The 21,551-nt window shown below is 39.3% G+C and carries 17 protein-coding genes; 7 read left to right on the top strand and 10 right to left on the bottom strand.

Annotation, left to right across the window (positions count from 1 at the left end):
* The first annotated feature begins 1,031 nt into the window (after positions 1–1,031).
* The 3 genes from ABJV04_RS16640 to ABJV04_RS16630 all read left to right on the top strand — a co-directional run bounded on the left by ABJV04_RS16640 (position 1,032) and on the right by ABJV04_RS16630 (position 5,638).
* Positions 1,032–2,411 carry an MATE family efflux transporter gene (locus tag ABJV04_RS16640; protein ID WP_348492711.1) on the top strand — a complete coding sequence of 460 codons (1,380 nt, stop codon included), beginning with the start codon at positions 1,032–1,034 and terminating at the stop codon, positions 2,409–2,411.
* A gap of 58 nt (positions 2,412–2,469) precedes the next feature.
* Positions 2,470–4,488 carry an excinuclease ABC subunit UvrB gene (uvrB, locus tag ABJV04_RS16635; RefSeq protein WP_348492710.1) on the top strand — a complete coding sequence of 673 codons (2,019 nt, stop codon included), beginning with the start codon at positions 2,470–2,472 and terminating at the stop codon, positions 4,486–4,488.
* A 226-nt stretch (positions 4,489–4,714) separates the two neighbouring features.
* Positions 4,715–5,638, top strand: a complete 924-nt coding sequence (locus ABJV04_RS16630) for a LysR family transcriptional regulator (RefSeq protein WP_348492709.1) — start codon at positions 4,715–4,717, stop codon at positions 5,636–5,638.
* Positions 5,639–5,705: 67 nt separating this feature from the next.
* Here ABJV04_RS16630 and ABJV04_RS16625 read toward each other — a convergent pair whose 3' ends face one another.
* Positions 5,706–7,340, bottom strand: a complete 1,635-nt coding sequence (locus tag ABJV04_RS16625; RefSeq protein ID WP_348492708.1) for a M28 family metallopeptidase — start codon at positions 7,338–7,340, stop codon at positions 5,706–5,708.
* 66 nt (positions 7,341–7,406) lie between these two features.
* Here ABJV04_RS16625 and ABJV04_RS16620 point away from each other — a divergent pair, with 66 nt between their 5' ends.
* On the top strand, positions 7,407–8,426 hold the full coding sequence (locus ABJV04_RS16620; RefSeq protein WP_348492707.1) for a DUF3025 domain-containing protein: 1,020 nt from the start codon (positions 7,407–7,409) through the stop codon (positions 8,424–8,426).
* A 14-nt stretch (positions 8,427–8,440) separates the two neighbouring features.
* Here the strand turns inward: ABJV04_RS16620 and ABJV04_RS16615 are convergent, their stop codons facing one another.
* The gene (locus ABJV04_RS16615; protein WP_348492706.1) at positions 8,441–9,127 is read right to left on the bottom strand and encodes a YIP1 family protein; all 687 of its coding nucleotides are present in this window, start codon (positions 9,125–9,127) and stop codon (positions 8,441–8,443) included.
* A 242-nt stretch (positions 9,128–9,369) separates the two neighbouring features.
* On the opposite strand from ABJV04_RS16615, the gene ABJV04_RS16610 reads away from it, so the two are divergent.
* Both ABJV04_RS16610 and ABJV04_RS16605 read left to right on the top strand, forming a co-directional pair.
* Positions 9,370–10,155, top strand: a complete 786-nt coding sequence (locus tag ABJV04_RS16610) for an ATP-binding cassette domain-containing protein (RefSeq protein WP_348492705.1) — start codon at positions 9,370–9,372, stop codon at positions 10,153–10,155.
* Positions 10,155–11,348 carry an ABC transporter permease gene (locus ABJV04_RS16605; RefSeq protein WP_348492704.1) on the top strand — a complete coding sequence of 398 codons (1,194 nt, stop codon included), beginning with the start codon at positions 10,155–10,157 and terminating at the stop codon, positions 11,346–11,348. The genes ABJV04_RS16610 and ABJV04_RS16605 overlap by 1 nt, the downstream gene beginning before the upstream one ends.
* Positions 11,349–11,404: 56 nt before the next feature.
* On the opposite strand, the gene ABJV04_RS16600 is transcribed toward ABJV04_RS16605, so the two are convergent.
* From ABJV04_RS16600 to putP, 7 genes are all read right to left on the bottom strand, one after another.
* A complete protein-coding gene (locus tag ABJV04_RS16600; protein WP_348492702.1) occupies positions 11,405–12,367 on the bottom strand; it encodes a transposase in 963 nt (320 codons plus the stop codon).
* 210 nt (positions 12,368–12,577) lie between these two features.
* The gene (locus ABJV04_RS16595; protein ID WP_348492701.1) at positions 12,578–14,305 is read right to left on the bottom strand and encodes an SLC13 family permease; all 1,728 of its coding nucleotides are present in this window, start codon (positions 14,303–14,305) and stop codon (positions 12,578–12,580) included.
* Positions 14,306–14,323: 18 nt separating this feature from the next.
* Positions 14,324–15,733 (bottom strand): sulfate adenylyltransferase subunit CysN, encoded by a 1,410-nt coding sequence (gene cysN, locus ABJV04_RS16590; protein WP_348492700.1) that lies wholly within the window; start codon positions 15,731–15,733, stop codon positions 14,324–14,326.
* Between the two features lie 3 nt (positions 15,734–15,736).
* On the bottom strand, positions 15,737–16,522 hold the full coding sequence (gene cysQ / locus ABJV04_RS16585) for a 3'(2'),5'-bisphosphate nucleotidase CysQ (protein WP_348492699.1): 786 nt from the start codon (positions 16,520–16,522) through the stop codon (positions 15,737–15,739).
* Positions 16,522–17,118 (bottom strand): adenylyl-sulfate kinase, encoded by a 597-nt coding sequence (cysC, locus tag ABJV04_RS16580; protein ID WP_348492698.1) that lies wholly within the window; start codon positions 17,116–17,118, stop codon positions 16,522–16,524. Before cysC ends, cysQ begins: the two co-directional genes overlap by 1 nt.
* Positions 17,118–18,032 carry a sulfate adenylyltransferase subunit CysD gene (gene cysD, locus ABJV04_RS16575; RefSeq protein ID WP_348492697.1) on the bottom strand — a complete coding sequence of 305 codons (915 nt, stop codon included), beginning with the start codon at positions 18,030–18,032 and terminating at the stop codon, positions 17,118–17,120. The genes cysC and cysD overlap by 1 nt, the downstream gene beginning before the upstream one ends.
* 185 nt (positions 18,033–18,217) lie before the next feature.
* Positions 18,218–19,729: a sodium/proline symporter PutP gene (putP, locus tag ABJV04_RS16570; RefSeq protein ID WP_348492696.1), complete on the bottom strand. Its 1,512-nt coding sequence runs from the start codon at positions 19,727–19,729 to the stop codon at positions 18,218–18,220.
* A gap of 160 nt (positions 19,730–19,889) precedes the next feature.
* On the opposite strand from putP, the gene ABJV04_RS16565 reads away from it, so the two are divergent.
* Positions 19,890–20,339 carry a GNAT family N-acetyltransferase gene (locus ABJV04_RS16565; RefSeq protein ID WP_348492695.1) on the top strand — a complete coding sequence of 150 codons (450 nt, stop codon included), beginning with the start codon at positions 19,890–19,892 and terminating at the stop codon, positions 20,337–20,339.
* Positions 20,340–20,415: 76 nt separating this feature from the next.
* Here the strand turns inward: ABJV04_RS16565 and ychF are convergent, their stop codons facing one another.
* Positions 20,416–21,507, bottom strand: a complete 1,092-nt coding sequence (ychF, locus tag ABJV04_RS16560; RefSeq protein ID WP_348492694.1) for a redox-regulated ATPase YchF — start codon at positions 21,505–21,507, stop codon at positions 20,416–20,418.
* Between the last annotated feature and the right edge of the window lie 44 nt (positions 21,508–21,551).

The raw sequence follows: 21,551 nt of genomic DNA, 5'->3' as shown, positions 1-21,551 counted from the left end.
TGAATAAGCAGCTATTTTTGATGGAAAAACACCTAATTTTTACTAATTGACGGAATTTTATTATTCCAACCTCGATTTTCGAAAAAATGAAAAGATTATAAAAACGAATTTTTATTAGTAATAAGAAAGCAAGACCATTTCTATAAGAAGGGGAAATGAGTGCTGAGATACTTATTTCTGAAAGTTTATTTTGCAGGTTTAGTTAACTAATCTACCGAAAGTTATTTTGGCTAGTTGAAAGCGGCCTAAAAAGGCGTAACAAAATAGCAACTATTCTGTTTGTTTAATGAACAGATGGAAGCGCAAAGTGGGCGCCCAGTGAACAATAAATCAGCAATAAAAGTGCCAACGTTTATTTGTGTACTAATTACGATAAACACAACTTACTATTCTTTTTTGTTATAAAGATTTAGTTGATCACTGTATTTTATAACAGTGTTTAATAATTCTGAAACATAAAATTACAGCCCCTCAGGTTAGTGTTGACTTACCTAATTTTTAGTCACATTACTGTAACATGGCGGCTTTATTGGTGTGAGTACAGTTATCCACTATTCCTGTGGATAAGTTTGTGTATAACAGTTAGAGATTACAGATCATAATTTGTTTATAGAAGTCAATATAGCATTTGATATTTTCCATAAAAAAATAATTATTGATAAAAATCAAATTCTTACAACTTTTTTATTGTAAATTGCACCAAGGTGGAACATAAAGTTACCTGATCTTTGTTTTCCTGTGTGTATTTTTGTTGGCCAGATTAAAACTGTTTACTAAGATGTTGAAAATTGACATTTTGTTAACATTTTTAGATGTTTAATAAACACCAAAAATATTTGTCGAAAATTCGTTTTAATCGCTGAAAGGCGAGATAAACAGTTAAATTACTTTAAATAGGCATATATTCGGAAATCTGTCTGTCATATAATTGATCGGCTGTTTTCGCGGCGTAAATACATTCCAAACATAGTTCAATATACAGGTGACATAGTTAATTATTGCTGTGTCTTTTAATTTGCCGATTAGCCTTAATGAGTACAAGTACAGTGAACGAGCCCAAAGCAACAAGCCGTAACAATGATTTGCTAAATGGCCCTATTTTCGAAACTCTTCAAAAAATGACAATGCCGATGATCTTAGCAATGATAATGCTAATGACATTTGGTTTAGCAGATACATTCTTTGTTAGTATGTTAGGTACTGAAGAACTGGCCGCAATTAGTTTCACGTTCCCAGTTACTTTTACCATTATTAGTTTGAATATTGGTTTAGGTATTGGGACTTCAGCCATAATTGGTCGCTCTTTAGGTTCAGGTGAGACCCATTTAGCAAAAGAGTTTGCTACTGGCGCATTGATGCTGTCTTTTATTTTAGTCGGCATTTTGGCTTTTGTTGGGTATTTAGCGATTGATCCAATTTTTCGTTCAATGGGCGCCACCGACGAACTGCTCCCTTTTATCCATGACTACATGGTGTTGTGGTACGCAGCAGCAATATTTTTAGCTGTTCCTATGGTGGGAAATAGTGTCTTGCGGGCGGCGGGCGATACCAAAACCCCCAGCATTGTTATGACTGTGGGGGGCATCATTAACGTTATTTTAGATCCTATTTTAATTTTTGGTTGGGGACCCGTTCCTGCCTTAGGTATTAAAGGTGCAGCGCTAGCTACTGCTATTTCTTGGGGAATAGGGCTTCTTTATATATTGTATTTGCTGGCGATAAAACGAAAGTTAATGCTTCCTCGTTTACTGACGTTTAACGAATTAAGACTTACCAGTGGCGGAATTTTGCGAATAGGCTTGCCCGCAGCAGGAGCCAACATGTTAACGCCCATTGCCGGTGGTGTTATAACCAAAATTGTTTCGGTTTATGGGCCGGGCGCAGTTGCAGCGTGGGGAGTTGGTAGTCGTTTAGAGTCGATTGCCAGTATTTTAGTTTTAGCTCTTTCCATGTCGTTGCCGCCATTTATCAGTCAAAATTTCGGGGCTAATAAACTCACTCGAGTTACAACTAGTTACGCGATCTCGGTGAAATCGGTACTAGTTATTCAGTTCATTGTTTACCTGATACTGTGTGCTGTTGCCCCTTATATCGCATCGTTGTTTGCTGAAGAGCAACAAGTTGCAGATCTGATTGTTTTATTTTTATATATAGTTCCACTTGGTTATGGATTGCAGGGGGTAGTTATACTTACAAACTCTTCATTTAATGCGATGCATCAGCCAATCTCAGCATTGCTATTGAGCGTGGTTCGGTTATTTTTGTTTTTTGTGCCTTTGGCTTACGTGGGAAGTAGGTTGTTGGATATTCATGGAATGTTTTTTGGCATCATAGTGGCAAACCTTTGTACTGCAATAGTGGCTTATGTTTGGTTTAAAAAAAGCACCAATATTCAGCATCAACCAGCATAAGTATTTTATTAGCTTAAAATAATTGCCAATTTGCATCATTTAAGTAAGGAAAAAGATATTGAGTCGACCATTTGATTTATCTTCACACTATCAACCTGCTGGTGACCAGCCCCAAGCTATTGAAAAATTAGTGGATGGTTTGGAAAGCGGATTAGCAAATCAAACATTGTTAGGGGTAACGGGCTCAGGCAAAACCTTTACAATGGCGAATATTGTTTCACAAGTACAAAGACCGACTTTAATACTTGCCCATAACAAAACCCTTGCAGCTCAATTGTATGGGGAAATGAAAGAGTTTTTCCCGAATAACGCGGTTGAGTACTTTGTATCTTATTACGACTATTATCAGCCCGAAGCGTATGTCCCCAGCACTGATACTTTCATCGAAAAAGATTCTTCCATAAATGATCATATTGAACAAATGCGTTTGTCGGCTACCAAATCTTTGATGGAACGTCGTGATGTTATTATTGTTTCAAGTGTTTCGGCTATTTATGGTTTAGGTGATCCTGAGTCGTACATGAAAATGTTACTGCATTTGCGCCAAGGGGATCTGATGGATCAAAGGGCAATTTTGCGACGTTTAGCAGAGTTACAATATAGCCGCAATGATGTGTCTTTCGAACGCGGTACTTTCCGAGTGCGTGGTGATGTTATTGATATTTTTCCAGCCGACTCTGAGAAGCAAGGCATCAGAGTTGAGCTGTTTGACGAAGAAATTGATGCCATTCGGTTATTCGACCCTTTAACCGGGAGTGTTGAGCAAACGGTTACCCGCGCTACGGTATTTCCAAAAACTCATTACGTTACGCCCAGAGAAAAGATTTTAGAAGCCATTGGTCATATCAAAGATGAGTTGAAAGAACGCAGAGAACAGCTTAAGTCTGTTCACAAATTAGTGGAAGAACAGCGCATTGTGCAGCGAACTCAGTTTGATATGGAAATGATGCAAGAGCTAGGGTATTGCTCTGGTATTGAAAACTACTCTCGCTATTTATCAGGCAGAGCACCCGGTGAGCCACCACCAACATTGTTGGACTATTTCCCTGCTGATGGATTGTTGTTTGTAGACGAATCTCACGTCACGGTTTCACAAATAGGCGCTATGTATAAAGGCGATCGTTCGCGTAAAGAAACTTTAGTTGAATTTGGTTTTAGGTTGCCCTCAGCACTGGATAATCGACCATTAAAATTTGATGAGTTTGAACAGATCTCGCCACAAACCATATATGTGTCTGCGACTCCGGGTAAATATGAATTAGAGAAATCCGGTGACGATATAATTGAACAAGTTGTCAGGCCTACAGGTTTGCTTGATCCTGAAGTGGAAGTGAGGCCCGTTGCCACTCAAGTTGATGATGTGATGTCAGAAATAAATTTACGTGTGGCGAAAAACGAAAGAGTGTTAGTCACCACCTTGACTAAACGTATGGCTGAAGATCTCACCGATTATTTGGATGAACATGGTATTCGAGTGCGTTATCTGCATTCAGACATCGATACCGTTGAGCGGATTGAAATTATTCGTGATTTGCGATTGGGTAAGTTTGATGTTTTGGTAGGAATTAACCTGCTTCGTGAAGGTTTAGATATGCCAGAAGTGTCTTTAGTGGCTATTTTAGACGCCGATAAAGAAGGCTTTTTACGTTCTGATCGCTCGCTAATTCAGTCTATGGGACGGGCAGCACGAAACGTAAATGGTAAAGCCATACTTTACGCTGACCGCATTACCGGCTCCATGGAAAGAGCAATGAAAGAAACCGAACGTCGTCGTGAAAAGCAACATCAACATAATTTAGACAACGGCATTCAACCTACCCAGTTAAACAAACCTATTACCGACATTATGGATTTAGGTGAGGGGAACTCTGTTGATGTGGGGGGCAAAGTTAAGTTACGGAAAATTGCTGAAGCTAACAAAACTTATAAGGCAATGACGGCCACTGAATTAATGGCGAAAATTGCTGAATTAGAGAAACAAATGTTTACTGCGGCTCGCGAATTAGAGTTTGAGAAAGCAGCAAGCCTGCGGGATGAAGTAGAGCAATTACGCGAACAAAGTGTAAAGCTATCTTAGGTAAACGAAGCAAATGTTGTTAACTAGGGTGGGGTATCTGAGTTTGTGATGAGAGTATTAAACCTTATTTAGGTATGAGTTTAGATAAGGTTTAATTAACAACGGCAAGATTCTAAATAGCTAATACAGCTATAGAATAAACTGTAATTAATGATTGTAATACGTTGTCGGCTTGCCTAATATAGCATTTAGAGTATCTATTTACATACCTTACATTGGTGTATTTATGTTAAACCGTTTACAAGAATCAGACATTAAATTGTTACGCGTTTTCTACGCTGTAGCATCATGCAATGGCTTTACTGCTGCAGAGCCTGTATTGAGAATGCAACGTCCAAATATCAGTGCTGCCATCAAAAAGCTTGAAGAAAGATTGGATTTAGTACTCTGTCATCGTGGTCGAGGTGGCTTTCAAATGACAAAAGAAGGTGAAGTTGTTTTTCAGGAAACAAAACGAATCTTCAACGCGTTTGATAATTTTGTCTTCAATCTGAAAAGTCTGCATGACGATTATTCTGGGCATATTACATTAGTCTTAATGGCGGGGTTGCCTCTTTCTATGCATTTAGCGGTGAGTAAGGCTGTTAAGAGCACCATGAAGAAGTTTGATGATATTCACGTTAACATTCAAACCCGACTGTATAATGAGGTAGAGCATGTTGCTTTATCGGGGGAATGCCATTTAGTTATCTCTACTTATGACATGGTGAAGCCGGAATCGGTGACTTTCCATTCAGTGGATCATATCTGTCACGGACGATTGTATTGTGCACCATCTCATCCTTTAGCTAAGTATAAAGAAGCCTTACCTGATAATTTGAAAATAGAAGATTATCCAGCCATAGGAATTTCCGGGTTATCTTCGGCTAACTATATTCAAGATGAAAGTCGTTTGCTGATCCAAACGTTTTCAGACTCTTTCGATGGCTGTATGTCGGCAATTATGACGGGTGAATATGTTGGTTTATTGCCTGATTATATGACCAAAGAGCAAGGTGCTGGTTTGGGTTTAGTGCCTGTAGGTGGCGGTAAAATGTTTGAATTCGAACATGAGCTATTTGTGATGAATGGGAAAAATACTCGATTGAACCCTGTGTTGCGCCACTGCATCAAAGAGTTGAGTTACTTCATAAAAGAAAGTCAGAAATAAAGTTAGGCTCAAACGATAAAGAAATGCCAGCAAAATTGCTGGCATTTTTTATTTAATACTGCGTATTTTAACGTTGAAACTCGCTGGATTTACTCCAATTAGGCCAATCGTTTGAATTAGCAATGTTATAACCTACATCGAATAACATTTGGGTATCTTCTTGGATGCCGCCGAAGTCCCAGTTTTCTCTAAATTGATCACACACCTGATGGTAACATCCTTTAACGACAACGCTGGCGCGTTTACGATACTTGGCAGTAGCTTCGTCAATTGGTTCATTGCCACCTTTGGCATAAAGTGCTGGCACACCTTGTTTGGCGAAGCTGAAATGATCTGAACGGTAGTATGAGCCGGCTTCGGGTCTGTCTTCTTGAGTCAGATAGCGCCCTTGTTTAGTTACCGCAGATTCAAGGTATTTCTCCAGATCTGATTTGCCCATACCTACCACTGCAACGTTCTTGGTTCTGCCTAAAACGTTGAGGGCATCCATATTCAAGTTGGCCACGGTTTTTTCTAGGGGAATAATGGGATGTTCGGAATAATATTTAGAGCCCAGTAAACCTTGTTCTTCAGCTGTCACTATTAAAAAGGTTATAGAACGAGCCGGGCGAATGGAAAGCTCTGAAAATGCTTTGGCCATGGTTAAACTAGCTGCGACACCTGTGGCATTATCGTGAGCGCCATTATAGATTTGATCGCCTTTTAAACTGGTGTCCATACCTAGATGGTCCCAATGAGCGGTGTATATTATGTGCTCATCAGCAGCTACGCTGCCTGGTAAAGTGGCAATCACATTATTACTAACTGACTTTTTCAATTTACTGTTTATGCTAATTGATGCTTTTGTACCCAGGGTTTTAGAGTAAGGGCCTTGCATGGCTTTGGCTTTTTCTGCACTGAAGTCTAGTCCTGCTTCAGCGAACACTTTATTGGCTGCATCGAGACTAATCCAACCTTCTACGGCCACTCTGTCGGCATTTCCATTTTTGGAAACTAGACTATATTGAGGACCACTCCAACTGTTGGATACTACTGACCAGCCATAGGAAGCGGGGGCGGTTTCATGGACAATAATAGCGGCTTCGGCTCCTTGACGGCTGGCTTCTTCATATTTATATGTCCAGCGACCGTAGTAGGTCATTGTTTTACCTTGAAACTTGCCACTTTCTGGGTTTTCGAAACCAGGATCATTCACTAAAATGACTACGGTTTTACCTTTTACGTCTAAACCTTCGTAATCATTCCAGTCGTATTCTGGTGCATTTACCCCATATCCAACAAACACAATTTCAGAATCGTTTAGATTAACTTGCGGTGTTTCCCGCTTTGAAGAAGCAACCATATTTTTTTGATATTCAAAGGTGTTTTCTCCCATGTGCAACTGCATGTTTGGATCGGCAGTGATTTCCATCAACTCCACTGCTTGCAGATAGCTATTACCATTACCAGGCTGATACCCGAGGGTCTTGAAATTCTCGACTAGATACTCAAGGGTTTTGGTTTCGCCATTTGAGGTTGGGGCTCTGCCTTCATACTCATCAGACGATATAATTTTGACGTGTTGTTTTAACTCTTGTTCACTGATGTTGTCATACACTTGCTGAAAGTTACTTTGCGCACTTTTGCTATTTGGCAGTTGGTTACACCCCGCAACCGCTAAAATCGATAATATTACTGGAAAAATAAAACGCATTGATTGCATATTGTTACTCTTATAATTACATTTGTCCCCAGTATAAGAAATCCATCAACAAGACTCTAGTAACCAATGATATCCGTTAAACAACCATCGCCCCGTGAGTGCCACGAATTGTGGACAGGCATCGTAAAAAGACCGCCTTTTACTGAGCTCGAACAGCGATACAACTTAACCAAATTCGACAATTTATTGCATGCAGACACGCTCAACGCCTTAAAAAGTGAGCTTACTAGCAACGAAGCTCCCTACTATCGTGGACAGGCACCTTATCATGGGCAGGCATCTTATCGTGGACAGGCATCGCACAATGTTTCTGGGTTGCCTCTAAAAAGTTCTGAACGTGGACAGGCATCTGAAGATGCTTTTGAATTTACGTTTAAGTGTCAAGATTCAATGGCGGAGACAGGAGATTATTATGAAACTATCATTTTTAAACATAGAGTCATTCCTACTCGCCCAAATTCATGGCATGACTTATTTAATGGGCTGGTTTGGCTCAATTTCCCTAAAACGAAAACCCTGTTAAATCGATGGCACGTTGAAGATATTCAATCATATGGGTTAACACCTCGCACACACCGTAGAAATCAAATTACCTTATTTGATGAGTGCGGTATTGTTTTAGCTGTATCTGATTCAATGTTCTGTGAAAATTTAGCTAATCATCAGTGGCAAAAGGTTTTTATCGAAGACAGGCATAAATGGGATAACCACGATGCAATGTTCAATGATGAGATAAAGGCCGATTTTAACATGGACAGCCATGTTAATAGTCATGAGCATAAGCCGCAAATAAAAGCTTTCGTCTTTGGGCACGCAAATTATGAAATGCTTTTGAATCCATTCATTGGGCTAACTGGGAAGTGGCTACCGATCAAAGTTGATGACAGCTTTTTTACTGAGAATCATACCCGTCAGCTAAGCATTTTAGACTCATCTCTGTATGAGTTTTTATGTTCTAAAAACGCACTTTCAGATTCAGGTAAACTAGCGCCAATCCCGTTGCTGGGGATACCTGGTTGGTATTTCCAAAACCAAAATAGAGACTTTTATTTGAATCAAGACTATTTTAGACCGGCACGTAAATAGTTATTCTATTTCGATTAATTTAATATAATTAATAAGAACCAAAGTGTAATTACAATGGCAAATGGTGCAATGGCTACGGTGTAGATTTTGGCTCTGTTGAATTTAGTCCAATGACTCAATCCTACTGCTATGAGGTAAATACTAAAAAACAGCTCTGGTTTAACCAAGTTTGCTAAACCAAACCACTTAGAGTCCTCGCCTAAGCCTAACCAATAAGATAATGCTAAAGGATTTAACTCACTGATTGGCATCTGATTGTTTTCGGCTAAAGCCAAAACTAGTATTGCCGTTATAAAACTAATAACTGAAGGTAAAGAGATCCACCACGTAAAACCATACCAGTCAGTAAATCCATTAATGCACTCATCATCTGTTTTGGCGACTAAATTAAGATAAGCGGCAAGTACTAAATTAACGATTACTTGGAATAAAAAAGCAACCATTAGGATGCCAACAACTAAAAAATCAGGTCTAATTTGCGCTCTAATATTATTTTGTTCCGCAGGACTAAGATTACCCGCTGTGCTATTAACGATATAATCCCTATACCATTCGAAATCGACAAAGTTATAGTATAAATATAACGGTAGTAAGACAAAGCTCATAACTAAAAGAAAGGGTATCCAAGACCAATTGTCGTTGTTGTTTGCAGCCTCAAAAACACCATTTGGCTTTGTGAAAATTTGTAAAGAAGCTTGCAAAGGGTTTTTCGGTTGCATAACAAAAGTGCTCTCGTTGAGTTATAGTTTTCGAGGCTCAATAAAAGTGAATTAAAAGGGGAGCCATAAATATCGAGCTTAAGTGTTCTCAATTATATGTAATAAATCCAGTAAGTTATACACTATTGAACAAGAGAGGCCGATTTATCAAAATTTGTTCTTAAAAAAAGCGATTTAGTTAAACGAATGAGTTTACCTAGCTCAGATATAATCAGGGAAAAGTAATGATAGAAATTAAGAATTTAGGTAAGAAGTTCGAGATTGAGAACCCCAAAAAACTGAGTGAACAAGAAAAGAAAGATCCTCGCCTCAAAGGGCGATACTTTCATTCAGTATTAGATGTAACCTTCAACGTCGATAAAGGCCAAGTACTTGGTTTACTCGGTCCTAACGGTGCCGGCAAAACTACTACGTTAAGAATGTTATCCACCGCATTACAGCCTAATCAAGGCAGTGTATATATTAATGATGTCAATGTATTAAAAGACCCTTTGGTTGCCCGTCAGAAAATTGGTTTTTTATCTGGTTCCACAGGCTTGTATGGCCGTTTAACTGGTCGTGAAAATATCGAATACTTTGGGCAACTTCACGGTATGAATAAACTTCAAATTGAAAGTCGAATCGCAGAATTGTCGGCTCTTTTGGAAATGGACACCTTTTTAGATCGTCGAAGTGAAAACTTCTCAACAGGTATGAAACAGAAAACTTCAATCGCTAGAGCCGTTATTCATAGTCCTGAAGTTGTTATTTTAGATGAGCCTACAACGGGTTTAGATATTATGGCGACCCAGACAGTACTAGATTTTATTCGAAGTTTGAAAAAGAAAGATATTCCAGTCATTTTCTCCACCCATCATTTGAGTGAAGTGGAGGAATTATGCGACCGAGTCACAATTATCGACAATGGCGTTAGTCAATTTAATGGTAGCCTCGACGAATTTAGAGGACAGGCACCGAATAAAAATCTACATGCCGCTTTCTTAGCCACTATTCAACAAGGAGAGCAGTAATGTGGTTAGTGTTATTTAAAGAATTAAAAGAACTTGTTAGAGATAAAAAAACGTTATTTTTTATGATTGCTGTTCCAATTCTTGTCATGCCTGCATTTGCAGGGATAGCTATATATTTTGCTCAAAATGCAGCGGCTGAAGCACAAAATAAGGTCCTAAATTATGCTTTGATAGGCGGCCTGTACGCGCCAGAAATTGAGACTAAACTATTGCAGATTGATGGGTTTAATCGTGTTGATATTAACCAGCAAACGGATTACAAAAAGTTAATTCAAGCCAATACAGTCGATTTTGTGTTGGAAATCCCTTCAAACTATTCTAACGATATCTTACAAAGTGGACAGGCATCATTAAAGCTCCATTTAAATGACTCTGGACTTAACAGGGTTTTTTATCGTGTAAATGAAATTGTTGATGAGCAAGTTCAGAAGTTAAGAGAAATCGCTTTTAACAAGTTGAAGCTATCTGAAAAGCAGCAAGTTGCAGTTTTAGAGCCGATTATCTTAGAGAAAGTGAACACCGCGGATACGCGAGAAAACTGGGGAGAAAAAATAGGTGGCCTCATTCCATACTTTATTTTTATATTGTGCCTTCAAGGTGCAATGTTTCCAGCAGCAGATTTAGGCGCAGGGGAAAAAGAAAGAGGCACACTAGAAACATTATTAATATCGCCCATAGAACGGTATAAGCTCGTGCTTGGAAAGTTTCTAACTATTGCCTTTGCTGGGCTGACTTCGGCGCTTATTACGGTGACTAGTATGGCATTGTGGGGTGTAATTCTTAGCCAGGGGCTAGCTATTGAGTTTGTCGTGGCCTTTATGTCTTCTATCGGTGCCGTTGACTTTATTCTTATGTTTTTAATGTTAATACCCGTTGTTGCTATTTTTGCCTCTATATTATTAAGCCTGTCTATTTATGCAAAGAGCTATAAAGAAGCACAAAGTTATATGGGAACTTTGATGATGTTGCTTTTTATTCCTATTTTCTTAGCTATGGCTCCAGGGGTTGAGCTTAAAGGTGTATGGGCTTGGGTACCTTTGACCAATGTTGCATTGGCGATTAAAGAGTTAATTAAAGGCACTATGGACTATTTTCAATTGATTGCAATTTTTGGTTCTACAGCGCTTATTGCCGCAGGTTTGCTCGCATTTTGCGTAACTTGGTTTAATAAAGAAAAAGTACTGTTCCGATAAACTAAAGTTTTCAAATTAGAGTTCGTGTTGTAGGCATTTATCGTAAAAAATATTGTTCAATAGTAATTGTCTGCAACACTTATCATACGTTTCCTCTTCGTATGCTTTTTGAACCTTTGCAGGTTTTTATAACTTCCAGCAGCAACATTATATATGGATTCAAATTGGTGACTTAACCTATACCAAGTTGATTCAACCAAGCTCAGTTTTGTCAGGATACTAGGTCGATGATTAGGTGTTAAACTATAACTTGTTGCAGAGGATGTTTTAGCTGTAGTCCTGACTAATGCAATGTAATCGCTTAAACTCAAAGGTAGACACACATCTTTGTTATTATTGGAAAAAGGCATTAATTGTGCAACGGAAATTCCTTTTTCAAGTGCCTCTATACGTCGTTTGATACTGGTATGATCCGATGACTCTGGGGTAAGAGCTATTTTTGCCCTAATAGGATTTAAATCAACATATACCATGCAAGCCGTTAATGCTTTTCCATCTAATAATGCTTGGGACTTAAATCGTCCCTCCCAAAAGTGACCGGTGCATTGATCTTCTCGATTTGCTCGTCTCGCTATTGGCTCATTTAACTCACGCATGAACCAACTTATGTCAAAAAGTCGTTGCCGATATATTTTGATGGTTTGATTTAAGGTTTGAAGTTGTACTTCATTCAACTCGCTCTGTTTATTTTGAAGAAACTGCAGAGCTAATTGAGTTGGCTTGTGCAATTTACGCCAACTTGCGATTACATCTTTATCTGATAACTCTAGTGCTTTGCTTTTGTTTACATGAAGAACCACATGAATATGGTTGCTCATGACAGCATATGCACATACATCAATACAAAAAACTGATGTAAGCAACAATATTCTATCTTCAACCCATTGGCGACGATGCTCATAACTTTTACCACTGTATGTATCTCTACCGCAAAGATAAGCACGGCGAACGCATCTGGACACACAGTGATAGTATGGAGTATCAACCAAGCTAATTTGATGCTTGCGTGCTAAAGGCATTGTTTTTTCTTTTGTTAATATAGATTTCTTTAGCGTAGTCGTATTTTTAAAAGAGGAGGTCTAGTTTAAGCCAAATTGAAGTCTAGTTTGGCGTGAAAGTTATTATGGCTGTCTAGGTTAAAGCCGTTGTCAATTAAAGATATGTTTGACCGGAAGGTGCCTGTCCAGGATAAAATATAATTATGCCTGTCTAGGTTAGAAGCCTCTAGGTTAGAAGCCGTAAGAGTATTTCAATAGCAGTAAAACGATACCTGAATAGAGTAAAGATACCGGCCAGCCGAAGTTGATGAAGTGTTTAAATTTATAATTTGCAGCATTGAATGCTAATAAATTGGTTTGGTAACCATAAGGCGATAAGAAGCTAGCACTGGCAGCGAATGCTACTGCTAATGCAAACGGCATTAATGGAACTTCGAGGACTTCAACTATGCCATATGCAAAAGGAAACATAAGGGCTGCAGCTGCATTATTGGTTACTAATTCGGTTAAAAGTAGCGTTAATCCATAAACAACAAGTAACGCTAAAAATGGACTACCACTATTAATAAAGGGTTTTAACGAGCCAGTTAACAGATCAATTACGCCAGAAGATGATAACGCTGTTGCTAAGCTCAATGCTCCGACAATAACAATCACTAAGTTAATTGGAATATTTCGTTTCAACTCCGAGTTATTAATTACGCCTGAAAGAACGAGTGCGGCCATAAAAAATAATAGACCAGATGACAAACTTACTACCGAGGTCGCGGCTAATAAAATGGTTAGTAAAAAGCCACCTATGGTTAGATATTCTTGAGGTTTATTCAAACGGGTCGAGATTTTTTGCTCGGAGATAATGAAAAAGTTTTTACTTAAATTGTGTCTATTTACAAAGTCTTGACCGGTTGCAAGCAGCAGAAAATCTCCAGCTTGTAACTTAATTTCCCCTAATTTTCCTGATAGTTGCTCACCATCTCTTCTAATAGCAACTACAGCGGCATCAAATAAAGCTCTAAATCCAACAGCTTTAAGTGTTTTACCAATGATTTGCGCGCGATTTGAAATGATTACTTCCGTTAAGTTGTCCCGTAATAGCCCGTCTGCCTCAGCGAACAATACTAAGCCTTTAATATGTGAAAGGCTGTCCACGTTCTTGATGTTGCCAGAAAAAATTAATTTGTCGTTTTCTAAGATCATTAGGTCAGGAGCTACCGGACTAATTAGTTGCCCATCGCGGACAATCTCAACTAAAAACAATTCAGGTAAATTTCGGAGGTGGTTCTGCTCTACGGTTTTACCAATTAATTCCGACTCTGTAATCACCTCAGCTTCGATAAAGTAATATTGAAAACTCCCTTTGCGTGTCTCAATGTTAGGCAGCAATGGTGTTAATAAAAACATTAATAAGCCACAGCTCAAGCCCGCAATCAAACCATAAAAGGTAAAATCCCAGAACTGAAAGCCTGGATGTCCTTGTTCAATTAGAAAGCTATCCACAATTAGGTTAGTGGATGTCCCGATAAGGGTGACTGTCCCGCCTAAAATAGCGGAGTATGACAAAGGTATAAGTAACTTAGATGCGGGATGATGCTGGTTTTGACTGATGGGGGCAATCATACTAGCAACAACTGCAGTGTTATTAAGTAGTGCAGATGAGGCGAAAGTGAGTCCAAATAATCGCCAATAACTAGCTTTGAAACTAGCTGTAATCAACTTTCTTCCCAAACTCTTAATCATGGATGTCTTATCAACAGCAGTACTCACCAGTAATAGAATTATAAGGGTGAGTAAACCTTCGTTGGTAAGGTTATGTGCGACTTCTGTAAAGGTAATTTGGCCACTTAGCATTAACGCTAATGTTGAGCCAGCAAACACAGAAGAAGGGCGCTTATCAGTGATGATAAGCGCCGCAATGGTCGCGAAAAAAATCGCTATAACAGCAATTTGATTAATATCCACAGTTGGAAATTCGAGTGATTATAATTTAGTTATGTCAGTGGCATTCCAGTGTGGGAAGTGTTTTCTAACTAACGTATTAAACTCAACTTCAAATTCTGAGAACTGATTAGCAGCAGTAGTAGCTTGGGTTTGCTCTATTATCATACCCGCACCTACAGTGCCATTAGTCACCCTATCGATAATAATAAACGCACCTGTAGCACGATTGTCAGTATAAGGGTCACAGGCTACCATTTGGGTAAGCTTGATATTTGCTACTGCAATTTCGTTTAGATTCAAATGCACGGCATCTTTCTTTTCCATGGTGTTTACGTCAATCAAATAATTGATACCAGTAACTGAACCAGGTACGAACTTAGTCGCGAATTTAAAACCATATTGTTTGTTTGGAATTAGTGCTTCTTCATCCATCCAGACTAAATGAGTCTTAAAGGTACTTCCATGCAGTGGCAAATTATCCGACTTAACAATCATATCACCGCGAGAAATGTCTATTTCATCTTCTAGAGTTAAGGTTGTTGTTAAGGGAGCATGGGCCAGTTCCTGCTCACCTTCGAAGTTAACAATTGATTTTACAGTCGATTGTTTACCAGAGGGGAGAGTTGTCACTTTATCGCCAACTGCGATTTGACCGGATACCACAGTACCCGCAAAGCCGCGGAAGTTAAGGTGAGGACGGTTAACGTACTGCACTGGGAATCTGAAATCATCTAAATTTAAATCTTTATCAATTTCTATACTTTCCAACGCGGTCATCAAGGTATCACCTGTATACCAAGGTGTATGCTCACTCTTATTAACTACGTTATCACCATCTAGTGCTGATAGTGGGATAAAGCTAATATCAGGAATATCCAGTTGTTTTGAAAATTCCAAGTAGTCTTGTTTAATCTCTTCAAAAACAGTCTGACTGTAATCCATCAAGTCCATTTTGTTGATGGCCACAATAACGTGTTTGATACCCAACAAAGAAACCAAAAACGAATGACGACGAGTTTGTGTTTTCACACCGGCACGAGCATCTACTAATATAATCGCCATTTGACAGGTTGATGCACCTGTTACCATGTTACGGGTATATTGTTCATGTCCTGGGGTGTCTGCAATAATAAACTTACGTTTGTCGGTAGAGAAATAACGATAAGCAACGTCGATAGTGATACCTTGCTCACGCTCAGATTGTAGACCATCAACTAATAACGCTAGGTCGACTTTTTCACCTGTAGTTCCAACTTTTTTACTGTCTTTGGTGATAGCTGCAAGTTGATCTTCGTAAATCATTTTAGAGTCGTGTAACAAACGTCCAATAAGAGTACTCTTACCGTCATCTACACTTCCGCAGGTTAAAAATCGAAGAAGATCTTTTTTCTCATGTTGATCTAAGTATGACAATATATCTTGTTGTAGTAATGTGTTTTCGCTATTCATATTTTAGCAACTCACCAAAAAATAAGGGTTTAATACAGAATCTTTTTGATTGTAACGTAATGCTGGTGCATCGGGGTCCAGAGGATTGTCTGCAGTGATAACGGTAACTTTACCGCCTGCAGCTTCAACTACAGCTTGTGCAGCGCCCGTGTCCCATTCAGATGTCGGGCCCAAACGAGGATATAAGTGCGCTTTACCCTCAGCAACCAAACATAGTTTGAGTGAACTTCCCATTGCCACTAGTTCAGTCTCACCTGGTAAAGATTCCAGTAGAGAAGCAATCTCAGGGCTTTGGTGTGAACGACTGCCAACCACTTGCCATGTTTCACCGTCTTGATGAGGGCTAACTTTAATATCGTTAATTTCTCCGCCATCAATTTTATAAGCGCCTAGTCCTTCTACACCCACGTAGGTGGCATTTAACACTGGTGCGTAAACAACGCCTAAAACGGGTTTGCCAGCGCTAATCAAAGCAATGTTAACGGTGAACTCACCATTTTTCTTTACGAATTCTTTGGTGCCATCTAATGGGTCAACTAACCAGTAGTCATCCCAAGTTTGTCTGGTTTTCCAGTCAATGCTGGCAGACTCTTCTGATAAGATAGGTAACTCAGAAATTTCCCTAAGACCATCAATAATGATGTGATGAGCAGCTAAATCTGCTTCTGTCAGAGGGCTTTCATCAGACTTTTCGTAAATCGCAAAATCTCTTTTATATATTTCAAGTATGGCTGTCCCAGCTTTATGGGTTATTTCAGCGACTTGAGTTGCCAGAGCATGATCAAACATTAGTCTAAAAATCCTTTTTCCTGCAGCATTTTAAATAACAACTCCGCAGACTCTTCTGCAGTTTGTCCTGAAAATGTTAAGTGAATTTCTGGATTCTCAGGTGTTTCATAGGTGGAGTCGATGCCGGTAAAGTCTTTAATATCACCTTGGCGAGCTTTCTGGTAAAGACCTTTAGGATCTCGTTGCTCACAGATCTCTAAGGGGGTATCCACAAAGACTTCGATAAACTCACCTTCAGACAATAAACTGCGGCAAAAATCACGATCTGCTTTAAATGGAGAGATAAAAGCAGTTAGTACAATTAGACCAGAATCCACAAATAATTTTGCTACTTCACTGATTCGACGAATGTTTTCCACTCTATCTGAATCGCTAAAACCTAAGTCGCCACACAAACCATGGCGCACATTGTCGCCATCCAGCAAATAAGTGTGCTTGCTCGCTTCTGCTAGTTTTTTTTCCAATAAATTGGCAATTGTCGACTTTCCAGATCCGCTTAAACCCGTTAGCCAAATGACTGAAGGTTTTTGAGCTTTCGCTTCGGCTCGGCGTTTTTTGTCGACTTCATGTTGATGCCATACGATGTTGGTAGCCATTAGAAATATCCTTCCATCTTTTTCTTCTCCATAGATCCTGAAGAGTCATGATCAATCACTCTTCCTTGACGTTCTGAAGTTTTCGTCAACAACATTTCTTGGATAACTTCAGGTAGGGTATCAGCTTTAGATTCTACTGCCCCAGTTAATGGGTAGCACCCTAACGTTCTAAATCTGACCGAGCGCATTTCAGGCACTTCACCTTCTTCTAAAGGCATACGGTCGTCATCCACCATAAACAATACACCATCTCTTTCAACCACTGGTCGTGGTTTAGCTAAGTACAATGATGGAATTTCAATATTTTCTAGATAAATATATTGCCAAATATCTAATTCTGTCCAGTTCGACATAGGGAACACACGAATGCTTTCGCCTTTATTGATTTGTGAATTATAAATATTCCACAATTCTGGACGTTGGTTTTTTGGATCCCAGCGATGGTTATCATCACGGAAAGAATAAACTCTTTCTTTCGCACGGGATTTTTCTTCGTCACGGCGGGCACCACCAAAAGCAGCATCAAACTTATATTTGTTTAACGCTTGTTTCAATCCAGCGGTTTTCATGATGTCGGTATGTTTTGCACTACCGTGGGTGAATGGACCCACACCCATATCTATACCTTCTTGATTGATATGCACTAACAAATCTAAATCATGTTTTTTGGCCATCTTGTCACGAAACTCTATCATTTCGTGGAATTTCCAAGTGGTATCAACGTGTAATAAAGGAAAAGGGATTTTGCCTGGCGCAAAAGCTTTGCGGGCAAGATGTAATAGGACTGAAGAGTCTTTACCTACCGAGTAGAGCATTACTGGGTTATCGAATTCTGCAGCAACCTCTCTGAAAATATGAATACTTTCAGCCTCAAGCTGTTTCAAATGAGTCACTGACGGAATAGAGTTAGTCATGTTTAATTTCCACGTAAATTCAAGCGTTAGACAAAATACTTATATGCATAGAACCATAACATAGTTAGCTAAAATATAGGTATGACCTTTTACTATATTTAGCAACAAAATGGTTTAAAAAAACAAAAGGCGAACAGTTTGTAAGTAAACTGTTCGCCAAATGTAATTATTATGTGTTGATTAGTTTATAAATTCTGCAATTCACGATCAACCTCATCAAAGGTCTCATTTATGCTTTTGTTAGGTTTCGCTGTTAATAAACTAACCACCACTGTGAAAACACAACTGACTATAAAACCAGGGACAATTTCGTAAATAACATCGCTTAATGCCTGTCCATCTATTGTGAGGTCAGCAAAAATCCAAATAAGTACAGTTACTGCACCTGTGATCATTCCAGCTAACGCGCCAGCAAAAGTCATTCGTTTCCAATATAAGCTGATAATAACTAAGGGACCAAATGCGGCTCCGAAGCCAGCCCAAGCATTACTCACAAGGGTCAGCACTGTGCTATCGCGGTCGTATGCAAGTAACACCGCTACAAATGCAACTAGGGCCACTGAGATACGGCCTACCAGGACGAGTTCTTTTTGACTGGCCCCACGACGCAAAAATGCTTGATAAAAATCACCCGTTAAGGAACTTGAGGTAACCAATAATTGCGAAGAAATGGTGCTCATGATTGCTGCTAAAATTGCAGCCAGTAAAAAACCACCCACAAATGGATTAAATAAAAGCTGGGACAAGACAATAAAAATGGTTTCAGGATCTTCAATATTGGTTTGTGTCTTACTCATATAGGCTAAACCAAACAACCCTGTAGCAACGGCACCGGCCAAGGACACTATCATCCAACTCATGCCAATACGTCTAGCTACTTTCATGTCTTTAACATGGCGAATTGCCATAAATCGAACAATTATGTGTGGCTGTCCAAAATAACCCAGTCCCCAAGCTAACAATGAGATTATGCCGATAGCAGACAGTGCCTGTCCTGTTGAAGCATTAACCCATAAACTCATCATATTCTCGCTTACGCTAGATATTTGCTGAGTCACTTCACCTATGCCGCCCACCTCGAATAGCACCACAGCTGGCACCATGATTAGGGAAACAAACATGATGCAGCCTTGTACAAAGTCAGTCATGCTTACTGCCAAAAAACCACCAAACAAGGTATAGGCAACTACAACACCAGCAGTTACATACAGACCGGTTTCATAGGTTAAGCCAAATGAAGATTCGAAAAGTTTGCCGCCTGCTACTACGCCGCTTGACGTGTAAAGAGTAAAAAATACGATGATTACCACTGATGAAATTACACGGAGTAAACGACTTTTATCTTCGAATCGGTTTTCAAAATAATCGGGGAGGGTAATAGAATTATTTGCTACTTCGGTGTAAACCCTAAGACGTGGTGCCACTAAAATATAATTAAGAAATGCACCTATAGTTAATCCTGCCGCGATCCAGATGCTAGATAAACCAGAAACATACATTGCTCCTGGCACGCCCATCAACATCCAACCACTCATGTCTGATGCACCTGCCGATAAAGCCGTTACTTTAGGGCTCAATGTCCTACCACCGAGCATGTATTCTGTCATGTCGGAAGTAGATTCTTTAAAGGCGTAAAGACCTATTCCTAGCATCACGATAAAATACACAGTTAGTGATATGACTGTACCTAATTCCATTGAAAATCCTTTGTTTTTTAATATTTATCTCTGTATTCGTTGATCTATGCTAACAAGCATAGCGGTGGCATACTAGGGGCATCCTGATCCGCCGTAAAAATATTATTACAGTCGAGTTTCTTTAATGTTTAATATTTAGGCAATATGAGCTCTTAGTTTTATGAATTATTGTTTTTATACATTTTCACAATTAACCACGATTCAGCTTTATCAAATTTTACGTTTACGCCAGAACGTTTTTGTTTTAGAGCAAAAAAGCTTCTATGACGATATTGATAACCTCGATCAAGAAGCTAAACACCTTTGTGTTTATTCTGACACTCAACAGTTACAGGCTTACTCACGTTTACGAATAGTGGGAGAGTCATCTTCGATAGGTAAAATAGAACGAGTTGTCGTAGACAGCCATGCTCGAGGCCTTGGACTAGCAGCTCAGATGATGAATGAAATTATTGCCTATTTTCAGCAAGAGAAGGGCATTGAACGTGTTTTGTTATCCGCTCAGGTTGAGGTAATTGATTTCTATAAAAAGTGGGGATTTGCCATCAAAGGAGATAGTTATGACGACGGTGGTATTGAACATGTAGATATGGTTCTGTCCTTTACCTAGAAAACTATCTTAGTGTGGTATAGCAAAAAGGCCCATTTTGTGGGCCTTTTGAGTATCTAAATAACCTTGCGTGAAATTAGACGTTAAAGCGGAAGTGAATTACATCACCGTCTTTAACAATGTAATCTTTACCTTCTAAGCGCCATTTACCCGCATCTTTGGCACCTTGCTCACCTTTAAATTCTACGAAGTTGTCGTAACCGATGATTTCTGCGCGTATAAAGCCTTTTTCGAAGTCTGTATGTATCTTACCTGCAGCTTGCGGTGCAGTTGAGCCTTCAGGGAAAGTCCAAGCTCTTACTTCTTGAACCCCAGCGGTGAAATAAGTTTGTAAGGCCAATAAGCTGTAACCTGCACGAATAACACGATTCAAACCAGGTTCGGTTAAGCCTAGCTCTTCCATAAACTCTGCTTTTTCTTCATCATCTAATTCCGCAATTTCAGATTCAATTTCCGCACAAACAGCAACAACTACAGCATTTTCTTGTTCTGCGATAGCACGAACTTTGTCTAAATAGGGATTGTTTTCGAATCCGTCTTCGTTAACATTTGCCACATACATAGTTGGCTTAAGCGTTAGCAAATTCATATAACTAATGGCTGCTAACTCTTCTTTTTCTAGTTCAACACCGCGTAGTAAAGTGCCTTCATCCAACGCAGGTTTAATTTTTTCTAAAACTTTCATTTCGAATTTAGCGTCAGCGTCACCACTTTTAGCTTTTTTGCCAACTCTGATAAGTGCTTTTTCTACACTTTCTAGATCAGCCAAGGCTAGCTCGGTGTTAATGACATCAATATCGTCTTGAGGATTTACTTTACCGGCTACATGCACGATGTTGTCATTTTCGAAACAACGGACTACGTGACCGATGGCATCCGTTTCGCGAATATTAGCAAGGAATTTGTTTCCTAGTCCTTCACCTTTAGAAGCCCCAGCGACTAAACCGGCAATATCTACAAATTCCATAGTCGTTGGAATAGTGCGTTTGGGTTCTACAATTTCAGCTAATGCTGTCAATCTCTCATCAGGCACAGGGACTACACCTGTATTGGGTTCAATTGTACAAAACGGAAAGTTAGCCGCTTCGATGCCTGCTTTGGTTAATGCATTGAACAGCGTTGATTTTCCGACGTTGGGCAAACCAACGATTCCACATTTAAAACCCATTTGATGTTCCTTAAACTATTTTGCGCTCAGATAATCCGGCGTAT

It is taken from the genome of Aliiglaciecola sp. (assembly GCF_039982535.1).
In the GTDB taxonomy this organism is placed as follows: Bacteria; Pseudomonadota; Gammaproteobacteria; order Enterobacterales; family Alteromonadaceae; genus Aliiglaciecola.
The sequence above is the reverse complement of the archived record's forward strand: the minus strand, read 5'-3'. Positions and strand labels throughout refer to the sequence as shown.

Excerpts from the sequence above, each read along its gene's own strand:
- ABJV04_RS16605 (WP_348492704.1), top strand. The coding sequence starts at position 10,155 with ATGTGGTTAGTGTTATTTAAAGAATTAAAAGAACTTGTTAGAGATAAA.
- ABJV04_RS16625 (WP_348492708.1), bottom strand. The coding sequence starts at position 7,340 with ATGCAATCAATGCGTTTTATTTTTCCAGTAATATTATCGATTTTAGCG.
- cysD (WP_348492697.1), bottom strand. The coding sequence starts at position 18,032 with ATGACTAACTCTATTCCGTCAGTGACTCATTTGAAACAGCTTGAGGCT.
- ABJV04_RS16565 (WP_348492695.1), top strand. The coding sequence starts at position 19,890 with ATGAATTATTGTTTTTATACATTTTCACAATTAACCACGATTCAGCTT.
- cysN (WP_348492700.1), bottom strand. The coding sequence starts at position 15,733 with ATGAATAGCGAAAACACATTACTACAACAAGATATATTGTCATACTTA.
- ychF (WP_348492694.1), bottom strand. The coding sequence starts at position 21,507 with ATGGGTTTTAAATGTGGAATCGTTGGTTTGCCCAACGTCGGAAAATCA.
- cysQ (WP_348492699.1), bottom strand. The coding sequence starts at position 16,522 with ATGTTTGATCATGCTCTGGCAACTCAAGTCGCTGAAATAACCCATAAA.
- ABJV04_RS16640 (WP_348492711.1), top strand. The coding sequence starts at position 1,032 with ATGAGTACAAGTACAGTGAACGAGCCCAAAGCAACAAGCCGTAACAAT.
- putP (WP_348492696.1), bottom strand. The coding sequence starts at position 19,729 with ATGGAATTAGGTACAGTCATATCACTAACTGTGTATTTTATCGTGATG.
- ABJV04_RS16630 (WP_348492709.1), top strand. The coding sequence starts at position 4,715 with ATGTTAAACCGTTTACAAGAATCAGACATTAAATTGTTACGCGTTTTC.
- ABJV04_RS16600 (WP_348492702.1), bottom strand. The coding sequence starts at position 12,367 with ATGCCTTTAGCACGCAAGCATCAAATTAGCTTGGTTGATACTCCATAC.
- ABJV04_RS16610 (WP_348492705.1), top strand. The coding sequence starts at position 9,370 with ATGATAGAAATTAAGAATTTAGGTAAGAAGTTCGAGATTGAGAACCCC.
- ABJV04_RS16620 (WP_348492707.1), top strand. The coding sequence starts at position 7,407 with ATGATATCCGTTAAACAACCATCGCCCCGTGAGTGCCACGAATTGTGG.
- cysC (WP_348492698.1), bottom strand. The coding sequence starts at position 17,118 with ATGGCTACCAACATCGTATGGCATCAACATGAAGTCGACAAAAAACGC.